General features: G+C 68.1%; 9 protein-coding genes and 1 pseudogene. 4 read left to right on the forward strand and 6 right to left on the reverse strand.

The features are described from left to right. Positions 1–79: 79 nt before the first annotated feature. From ON34_RS28165 to ON34_RS28175, 3 genes are all read right to left on the reverse strand, one after another. Positions 80–2,107 (reverse strand): M13 family metallopeptidase, encoded by a 2,028-nt coding sequence (locus ON34_RS28165; protein WP_373291984.1) that lies wholly within the window; start codon positions 2,105–2,107, stop codon positions 80–82. Between the two features lie 64 nt (positions 2,108–2,171). Then, complete coding sequence (locus ON34_RS28170) at positions 2,172–2,546, reverse strand: DUF397 domain-containing protein (protein WP_040785088.1); 375 nt, start codon at positions 2,544–2,546, stop codon at positions 2,172–2,174. Positions 2,547–2,556: 10 nt separating this feature from the next. Next, the gene (locus ON34_RS28175; protein ID WP_040785090.1) at positions 2,557–3,408 is read right to left on the reverse strand and encodes a Scr1 family TA system antitoxin-like transcriptional regulator; all 852 of its coding nucleotides are present in this window, start codon (positions 3,406–3,408) and stop codon (positions 2,557–2,559) included. Between the two features lie 135 nt (positions 3,409–3,543). Here ON34_RS28175 and ON34_RS28180 point away from each other — a divergent pair, with 135 nt between their 5' ends. Continuing rightward, complete coding sequence (locus ON34_RS28180; RefSeq protein ID WP_040785096.1) at positions 3,544–4,065, forward strand: hypothetical protein; 522 nt, start codon at positions 3,544–3,546, stop codon at positions 4,063–4,065. Here the strand turns inward: ON34_RS28180 and ON34_RS28185 are convergent. Further along, on the reverse strand, positions 4,034–4,534 hold the full coding sequence (locus ON34_RS28185; RefSeq protein WP_040785092.1) for a DUF4190 domain-containing protein: 501 nt from the start codon (positions 4,532–4,534) through the stop codon (positions 4,034–4,036). The two genes, ON34_RS28180 and ON34_RS28185, sit on opposite strands and share 32 nt — an antisense overlap. A 121-nt stretch (positions 4,535–4,655) precedes the next feature. Beyond that, entirely contained in the window at positions 4,656–5,444 is a 789-nt protein-coding gene (locus ON34_RS28190) for a pirin family protein (protein WP_040785098.1), read from the reverse strand. Between the two features lie 233 nt (positions 5,445–5,677). Between ON34_RS28190 and ON34_RS28195 the strand changes: the two genes are divergently transcribed. Continuing rightward, positions 5,678–6,142, forward strand: a complete 465-nt coding sequence (locus ON34_RS28195; RefSeq protein ID WP_245548233.1) for an NUDIX domain-containing protein — start codon at positions 5,678–5,680, stop codon at positions 6,140–6,142. 126 nt (positions 6,143–6,268) lie between these two features. Continuing rightward, a complete protein-coding gene (locus ON34_RS28200) occupies positions 6,269–7,564 on the forward strand; it encodes an MFS transporter (RefSeq protein ID WP_040785101.1) in 1,296 nt (431 codons plus the stop codon). On the opposite strand, the gene ON34_RS28205 is transcribed toward ON34_RS28200, so the two are convergent. Next, complete coding sequence (locus tag ON34_RS28205) at positions 7,554–8,048, reverse strand: hypothetical protein (RefSeq protein WP_051023247.1); 495 nt, start codon at positions 8,046–8,048, stop codon at positions 7,554–7,556. The genes ON34_RS28200 and ON34_RS28205 overlap by 11 nt on opposite strands. A 240-nt stretch (positions 8,049–8,288) precedes the next feature. Here ON34_RS28205 and ON34_RS28210 point away from each other — a divergent pair. Beyond that, a pseudogene (locus ON34_RS28210) lies at positions 8,289–9,087 on the forward strand (DUF4185 domain-containing protein); the annotation flags it as partial.

The following is a 9,087-nucleotide window of genomic DNA, read 5'->3' on the forward strand; positions in this document are numbered from 1 at the left end:
GCTCCCATACGGACGCTGACGATCAAAGCGGTCGGCTGGGGGCGGCCCCTCTGAGTGGGGCCGCCCCCAGCCCGCGAACTCACCAGATCTTCACGCGCTCAGCGGGTTCCAGGTACAGCGCGTCACCCGGTTTGACGTCGAACGCTTCGTGGAAGCTGTCGATGTTGCGCACGACCGCGTTGCAGCGGAATTCGGGCGGTGAGTGCGGGTCGACGGCGAGTCGGCGGATGGCCTCCTCCGCGCGGGCCTTGGTCCGCCACACCTGTGCCCAGCCGTAGAACACCCGCTGCAAACCGGTGAGTCCGTCGATCTCCGGCGCCTCGGCGCCGTTCAGCGAGATCTTGTACGCCTCCAACGCGATGGACAGGCCACCGAGGTCACCGATGTTCTCGCCGATGGTGAACTCGCCGTTGACAGTGTGCTCGTCCGGCAGGTCCGTGGGCGAGAGCACGTTGTACTGGGCGATCAATGCCTTTGTGCGCTTGGCGAATTCGGCGCGATCCGCGTCGGTCCACCAGTCCACCATGTTGCCGTCGCCGTCGTACTTCGCGCCTTGATCGTCGAAGCCGTGGCCGATCTCGTGACCGATCACGGCGCCGATGCCACCGTAGTTGGCCGCGTCGTCGGCGTTCATATCGAAGAACGGCGGCTGCAGGATCGCGGCGGGGAACACGATCTCGTTCATGCCCGGGTTGTAGTAGGCGTTCACCGTCTGCGGGGTCATGAACCACTCGCCCCGATCGACCGGGCCGCCGAGCTTGTTCAGATCCCGATCGTGTTCGGCGGCATAGCCGTTGCGGTAATTGCCGACCAGATCGGCCGGATCGATGGACACGGCCGAATAGTCCCGCCACTTGTCCGGGTAGCCGATCTTGGGCGTGAACTTCGCCAGCTTGGCCAACGCGGCGGCCCTGGTGTCCGGACCCATCCACTCGAGTTCCGCGATGTTGCGCCGGTACGCCTCCTGCAGGTTGGCCACCAGCTCCACCATCCGCGCCTTCGCCTCCGGCGGGAAGTGTTCGGCCACATACAGTTTGCCGACCGCCTCACCGAGCAGGTCTTGCACCAGCGCGACGCCGCGCTTCCAGCGCTCCCGGTTCTCCTCGGCGCCGGTGAGCGTACGGCCGTAGAAATCGAAGTTCTCTTCGACCAGCGCGTCGGTCAGATACGATGCCCGCGAACGCAACACCCGCCAGGCCGCCCAAGCCTGCCAGTCCGCGAGCGGCTCGCCGGCCCAGACCCGTGCGAAGGTACGCAGGTAATCCGGCTGGTAGACGACCAACTCGGCGAACAGATCGGGTCCGTTGCCTCCGACTCCCTCGGCGAGCGCCGAGGTCCAGGCGGCCCAGTCGAATTCGGGATTGTCCGCGACCAGCGCGTCGAAGGTGCTCAGGTTGTACCTGAGTTCGGCGTCGCGGCGGCGCACGACGTCCCAGTGGCCGGCGGCCAACTTCTGTTCCAAGGCGAAGACGCGCTGCCCGACCGTGTCCAACTCGGCGGGCAGCGACCCCGCCACCCGTGGGTCGGCGGCGGCCAGGGCGAACATGCGGTTGATGTGCGCGATGTACTTCCCGCGGATCTCGGCGAACTCGTCCTGCCGGTAGTAGGACTCGTCGGGCAGCCCGATCCCGGACTGGGTGGCGTGCGCCAGATACCGGGTGGAGTTCTTGTCGTCGGTGTCGATGAAGACGGCGACGGCGCCGCCGACGCCGGTGCGCTGCAACCGGCCCAGCAGCGTCGCGAAAGCCCCCTTGTCGTTCACCTCGGCGATCGCGGCGAGTTCGGCGGCGATCGGCGCGAGCCCGGCGGCGGCCACCGTGGCGGTGTCCATGAAGCTGGAGTACAGGTCGCCGATCTTGCGGGCGTCGCTGCCCGGCTCGGCGTCGGCCGCAGCGGCATTCTGGATGATTGCCTGGACGTCCAGCTCGGCCTGGTCGTAGAGCGCGCGGAAGGCGCCGTCCACCGCGCGGTCGGCGGGTATCTGGTGGTCGGCCAGCCATTTGCCGTTGACGTGCGCGAACAGGTCGTCCTGCACCCGCACGCCCTGGTCGAGGTGGGACAGATCGATACCGGAAGGGCGGGTCAGCTCGGAAGTCACGATCTCCAGTATGCCGATACGCGCGCGGGCCGGCCCCCGGCCGCGCAGGCCGGGGGTGTACTGAGCAGAGGAATCAAGCGAACGCGACGATACGGTCGAATTCGCCGTCGTGTGCGCCGAGCACGAAGGCGTCCCATTCCTCGGGGGTGTAGGTGAGGGTGGTTTCGCCGTGGCGCAGTGTGGTGTGACCGTTGGCGGCGGTGTGCGCGCTCAGTTCGCCATTGGATCGCCCGCGGGTGCGCAGGACTTCCAGGAACGCGGTCCATTCGGCTGCGGAGACGGTGATGATGGGCTCGTCGGCGGGGCGGTTGGCCGGGTTGCGGCGATATTTGCTGTCACGGATGAGCACCGCATCACCATCGAACCGAACCTCGACACATTGGTTGCCGTTGTTCGATCTGGTCGATGTGAACCAGCCGGTGCTTACCGGCCGTGCGGTGGTGGCCATGGGCAGGATTTTACACGCGGGAATAGTGCCTGATCAGGGCCAATGACTCGGTCCGTGAGAGCGATTGCTCCACGGCGCGCAGGTACGCGAAGCTCAGATCGCGGACCAGATCCGGGTCGTCGACGGCGCCGCCGAACACCGCGCTCTCCGCCCATCCGAAGGTGGGCAGCTGCTCGCCGGCGAAGTCGATGAGATGGAAGCTGGAGCCGCCGAGTACCGCCCCCGCGGTCGCGGCGAACGGGATCACCCGCACTTCCACGGTGTCGAGTTCTTCCATCAGCTCGGCCAGATGGTTCAACTGTCCCCGGAGCACGTCCGGCCCGCCGGTCTGCTGCAGCAGCGTGCCCTCGCCGAACACCGCGGTCAGCTCGACCGGGTCCTCGCCGCGCAGCCGCTCCTGGCGCCGCAGCCGAATCGCGACCAGCTGCTCGACCTGGACCGGCCGGATCATCACGTCGGCGCTGATCAACGCGCGGGCGTAGTCCTCGGTCTGCAGCAGGCCCGGCACGACCAGGCTGTCGTAGCTGCGGATGCTCTGCGCGCCGTACTCCATTCCGTAGAGCCGCTGCAACTCCGGTCCGATCAGCGCGGACGACTTCGCCCACCATCCGCGCTGCTTGCTGGCCTCCAGCAGGGCGAGCAGTTCCGCGCGTTCCTCGGGTTCCACCTCCAGCAGCTCGAGTACCGGTCCGATGGTGTTGCCGGTGAGTACGCGCCTGCCCTTCTCCACATGGGACCAGTTGGCCGGGGTGAAGCCGACCCGTTTGGCGAAGCCCGCCGAGTCGAAACCGCGCTGTTCGCGCAGCTCACGCAGGCGAAGCACCAGCTCCCAGCGGGCAACGGTCGGCGAGACGGGTGCCATGTCCGGTGATGCTACGCCGACTCGGACGCGCCGACGTCTGACTATTGTCAACCGAATTGCCCAGGACTAGGGTCGATGCAAGCGGTCGATTTTTCGAGCACACGATCCACCCGCAGCGAGGCGAGGTTGTTCGTCATGAGTAGATCCCGCATCCAGTCCGGCAGCCGTCTCGCGCCAACGGATCCGCCGGCGATCGAGGACGCCTTCACTCGCTGTCGTCACTACCGCCAGGACCACGGGCTGTACGCCGTGGTGGACGCGACACTCGGACGGATCATGCTGGAAGTCGGCTCGGTGGGCGCCGTCGTGATGCCCACCGCGTTCGGCCGAAAGGTGAAAGAGCGACTGACCGCGGGAGCCGAGCACCGGCCGGGGCCGATCATCGCGCATCCGCGCTCCGACCGCTGGACCTTCCTGACCGGTCCCACCGACAATTCGTACCTGGATACCGAGCTGTTCGCCGACCTGTTCCGCTGCTGCGCGTCGATCGCCCTACCCGGCAGCCATGTCGTGCTGCCCTCGCCCACCGACGAGCGCGGTGGTTACCGGATCTGGGTCGTGGCGCCGGACGGTGACTTCCGCCGCGAGTTCGCCGAGGTGATCGCCACGACCCGCGCGTGCGCCGCTACCGGGGAGTCGGTGGGGCGGGCGGAGTGAGCGTGACGCTGTACCTGTCCTGCAGCTTCTGATTCCACTCGCGCTCACACTGCTCGATCTTGGACTGATCGTTGCCCGCCTTGTTCAGGCAGTCGACGAAGTCCTTGCCGCCGGACTCGACGAAGAAGCTGTACCCCACGATGGTGAGCAGGACGGCGCCGACGATGCTCAGCACGCCCAGCACCAAGCCGGCAATCGCCATGCCCATGCCGCCCGCACTGCCTGCGCGGGCCTTGAACACCGCGATCAAGCCGAAGATGACGGCGAAGATGCCGAAGAGATAGCCGCCGACGATCGTCCAGAAGCTCAGCAGCCCGACAATGCCGAGCACCAGCGCGGTGATCGCCAAGCCCTTGCCCTTCGGTGACTCCTGCCAATAGGCGGGCTGGCCGGGGTACTGCCCGGGAGGCGGCGGATATTGACCCGGCGGCGGCGGGTACTGGCCGGGGGGCGGGGGATACTGCGACATGGACTTCCTCTCCGTCGGTGCCTCGCGATGCTCGGTCCGGACGAGGTGGTCCGGTAGGTGCGCGGCGATCGCCTACTGATCGCGCTGCCTACGGACGGACGTTAATGCGGTGGCCAGGCGGCTACTGGGCGCCCAATCGCGCATGCATCTCCCACACCAGGATCTCCGATGGCCGCCGTGCGATCACGCGCTGGCCGCCGGTCCTGGTCGAACGCACCGCGTCGCCCTCGTAGAGCGGGCCGACCCCTTCCATCTCCACCTCTCCACGCGCGACGAACAAGTGCAGGTAGGGCGCGTCGGGCAGTTCGACCACCGGTTCGGCGCCCGGCTCCGCGCTCACCATGCGCGCCACGTGCAGCGCCGAATGGCTGCTGTTGATGGCGATGGCGGTCCGGTCGCGGTATCGGGGCAGCCCCGAGGCGACCGTCACCAGGCCGCCTCCGGCCAGTTCGTCGTCGATCTCCAGCTGTTCGTAGCCGGGAGTGAGTCCCGACTCGTCCGGCACCACCCACATCTGCACGAAATGCACGGGCTCGTCATGTTCGGCGGTGCGGCCGTCCAGCCGCCACGAGTCGTTCTTCTCCGAGTGCAGAATGCCGGTGCCCGCGCTCATCCGCTGGGCCAGCCCTGGATAGATGACGCCGCTGTGCCCCAGGGAATCCTGGTGCACCAGGCTGCCGCCGAGCACCCAGGTGACGATCTCCATGTCCCGATGCGGATGGGTATCGAAACCTTGGCCGGGGGAGACGATGTCCTCGTTGTTGACCAGCAGCAGGCCGTGGTGGGTGTTCTCGGGATCGTAGTGTTCCCCGAAGGAGAACGAGTGCTTCGAATCCAACCAGGAGACCCGCGTCTTCATGCGGTCGCCACCACGGTGGACGTCGATGTGTGGTGTCGTGAGTGTGGACATCATGGTCCTCCTCTCGGGACCGTGCACCGATCGCCATTCAGGGTAGGGCACTTGCGCCGCGGTACTCCGCATTCCTAGTAAATTGAGCTGCACTCGGCATTTTACGCGAGCGACCGGAGGGTGAACGGGAGGCGAGCAGAACCAACCGGTACGTCGAAATGTCGGGCCACCTCGTCGGATATCGAGGCCCGTGCCGATCGCCGAACGCCACAATGCCAACCGGAGGTAACGACGTGCTGGGAGCCGATGCCCTCGCCCGGATCGAACGGCGACTCCGCAGCGAAGCGCGACGCGACGGCATCGCGCATTTCGTGATCGGCATCGCCGTGTTCCGCGCGGGCAGACTGCTGGTGGTGCGCAGGGCCGCCGACGACTATCGCGGCGGACTGTACGAACTGCCCGGCGGAGGGGTCGAATCCGGGGAGACTTTCGCCGAGTGCGTAGCACGGGAATTGCTGGAGGAAACGGGGTTGCGCGTGCGCGCGATCACCGAATTCCTGGGCGGATTCGATTACGCCACCCGAACCAAGGCGAAAGTGCGCAAATACAGCTTCGTGGTGGAGGCCGAACCCGGTGATGTCGCTCTCGCGCCGGGTGAGCACGACGCGTTCGCCTGGATCGACGCGGGCGGCCTCGACGACCTGCCGATGGCGCCGGACACCCGGCAGACGGTCAGCACACTGGTGGATCGGGTCTGATTCGGACGCCGTGTGATTCGGGCCGCGCGGCCGAGTGCGCGGCGTCGTCGAGGAACGCAGTACCCTGCGGACGTGTCGACTGGTCAGGCCGAAGGCCGCACCCCGGCCGAGCAACAGCCGGTTGGGCTGCGCGCGGCACTGCGGGAAAGCCCGGGCGTGTCGCGCCTGGCCCTGGTGCGGTTCGCCGGGCAATTCGGTGACGGCATGTTCCAGGCCGCGTTGTCGGGCGCGATCCTGTTCAATCCCGAGCGGGAGACCGATCCGCTGGCCATCGCGGCGGGTTTCGCCGTGCTGCTGCTGCCGTACTCGCTGATCGGGCCGTACGCGGGCGCGCTGCTGGATCGCTGGGACCGGCGCATCGTGCTGCTGGTGGCCAATGTGCTGCGTGCGGTCTTGATCGCCCTGGTGAGCGCGGGGCTGCTCGCCGGGATCGGCGAGACGCCGCTGCTGCTCTTGGCGTTGGCCGTGGTCGGCGTCAGCCGTTTCGTGCTGGCGGGTGTGTCGGCGGCGCTGCCGCGGGTGCTGGCGCAGTCATGGCTGGTGCCGATGAACTCGGTGTTCGCCACGGTCGCCTCCGGCTGCGCCGGACTGGGCGCGGCCGCCGCGGTGGGGATGATCGGGCTGATCGGGGCGGGGGACTTCGCCTCGGCGATCACGGTCGCGGTCAGCGGCGCGGGGTCGGTGGTCGGCGCGGTGTTGGCGGCCGGGTTCCGCCACCGTGTGCTCGGTCCCGCCTCCGACGCGGCGGCACGGGAGAACACCGTGCACGCGATCGCCACCGGACTGCGCACCGGCGCCACGGCGGTGTGGGAATCGGTGCACGTCACCACAGCGATGCTGGGCATAGGCACGCACCGGATCGTCTTCGGCGTCAATACGCTCATCATGGTGCTGGTGTTGCGCCAGGCTCCGGTGGACGGCTCCGGACTCAGCGGTGGGCTGGTCGGTTTCGGTGTCGCCATCGCCGCCACCGCGGCGGGCATGCTGGTGGCCGCCGTCGTGGCGCCGCTGCTCATCCCCAGGCTGGGGCGGCCGCGCACCGTGGTCGCGGGTCTGATCACCGCCATGCTGGTGCAGGTCACGCTGGTGACGCCGATCGCGTTCGCCGACTCCGGCGGGACGCAGCGCGCCCACGAACTCCTGCTGGTCGGCGCGTTCCTGCTGGGCCTGGCCGGGCAGACGATCAAGCTGACCGGTGACGCGACGATGCAGATAGACATCGACGACGCCCGGCGCGGCGAAGTGTTCGCACTCCAGGACACCGTCTTCAACATCACGTTCGTGCTGGCGATCGCGGCTGCCGCGCTGGTGATTCCGGATGACGGCCGGTCGCTGCCCGTGATTCTCGCCGGCGCCACCGTCTACGGCGCGGGCATAGCGGCCATCGCGCTCAACACGCGACGCGACGCGCTCACACGATGAACGGTTCGTCGCCGAGGTTTCGTCCCTCGCGGCTCAACCAGTGCGCCAAATGCTCGGGCAGCGCGTCGACTTGCGCACGCTCGGACAGCGCGGCGGGATGATCGGTGTCCGGGTGCGCATCGGACGGCTGCGCGCCGCCGACGAGGCGATCGGGCATCTCCTGCTCGGTGCGTACGATCCAGTCGAGCGGCTCGCTCGCCGCGTCGCCGGGCAGGCCGGTGACCTGGTGATTCCAGGTGCCGAGGCCGGTGGGGTCGGTGAAGAAGTGGTCGAGCACACCGTCGTCGTCGAGATCCAGCGCCGCGATATCGGCGACGCCGGAGCCCGAGGAATCCCATAACGCGTCGTCGGCGCTGCCGTCTCCGTCGAAGTCCAGCCGCACCGCGTCGGCGCCGCCCGTATCGCCGAGTTCCAGGTCGGCCTGGCTGGTCCAGACGTGCACGGGCCCGTCGCCGGTGCCGAACACATACTCGATCTCGTTCATATTCCTTTGGACGCACGCACGGCGGTACCGGTTCCACTACCCGGCGTTTCCGATTCTCGTCCCACGTTCGCGGGCCTGGTTCCGGTATGTTGACCTGTCGGCGGCCGACCGACAGGAGGCAACACGACATGGGTTTTCCGGCGACGAAGCCCGAGGCGGTGCGAAAGCTGCTGGGCCCGTGGAAGACCCGGCCGATTACCGGTCGCCCGATGCTCGGATAGCCACCGGCGAGCCGACGTGATGCGCCGCAAATCACCTTGTGCACCGGCATTGTTCGGCGCGTTGCTCGCCGGCGTTCTCACCATGCCGATGCCCGCCACGCAGGCCGCACCCTTCCCGTGGGCGCCACCGCCGGTGAACAGCTGCGGAGAGGTCGGGTTCGATCCGCTCAACCGCGAGCCCGATCCCTCGCAGCCGCCTCCTCCGCCGGTGCCGCCGCAGATCGATATTCCCGTGCCGATTCCGGAGCTCACCCCGGTTCCGGTGCCCGACCCGCCGCAGGACAACACGCGGATAGTTCCCGAGCCGTTGCCGGAGAATCCGTGTGACAACCCGTGCCCGGACATCAGGGACAACCCGAAACCACCGGAGCCGGACGTCGATCCGAACACGAAGTCGGACAACGGCACCGATCCCGGGACCGGCACTGATCCGGGCCCCGACTCCGGGTCCGCGTCGGGCTCGGGCAACGGCTCGGGCTCGGCCAGCGGTTCCGGTTCCGGCAGCGGTTCCGGTTCCGGCAGTAGCTCCGGTTCCGGTGATCCGGTCAAACTGCCCCGCATCGAGTTCAAGCCGGAGATCGAACCGATTCCGATTCCGGTACCCGGCGGTCCGGGGGAAGAACCGCAGCCAGCGCCGCCGCACGTGGTGCATCCGGCTGAACCGGGTCCGCTCGCCGCGCCGGTGACCGCGCCGCAGGTCGAGTCGGTGCGGCTGGTCGGCCAGGTGACCGGGCACGGATCGGAGAACCGGACCGACATGCGCTGGCAGGTGGACGGAACCGACCTCGGGCTGATGTGGGAAACGCGGCCCGGCGAGG

The organism is Nocardia pneumoniae NBRC 100136 (genome assembly GCF_000308755.1).
Lineage (GTDB): Bacteria > Actinomycetota > Actinomycetes > Mycobacteriales > Mycobacteriaceae > Nocardia > Nocardia pneumoniae.

Coding starts and splice junctions, on each gene's coding strand:
- ON34_RS28175 (WP_040785090.1), bottom strand. CDS start 3,408: ATGGCACCCGTCTCGCCGACCGTTGCCCGCTGGGAGCTGGTGCTTCGC.
- ON34_RS28205 (WP_051023247.1), bottom strand. CDS start 8,048: ATGAACGAGATCGAGTATGTGTTCGGCACCGGCGACGGGCCCGTGCAC.
- ON34_RS28190 (WP_040785098.1), bottom strand. CDS start 5,444: ATGTCCACACTCACGACACCACACATCGACGTCCACCGTGGTGGCGAC.
- ON34_RS28185 (WP_040785092.1), bottom strand. CDS start 4,534: ATGTCGCAGTATCCCCCGCCCCCCGGCCAGTACCCGCCGCCGCCGGGT.
- ON34_RS28170 (WP_040785088.1), bottom strand. CDS start 2,546: ATGGCCACCACCGCACGGCCGGTAAGCACCGGCTGGTTCACATCGACC.
- ON34_RS28180 (WP_040785096.1), top strand. CDS start 3,544: ATGAGTAGATCCCGCATCCAGTCCGGCAGCCGTCTCGCGCCAACGGAT.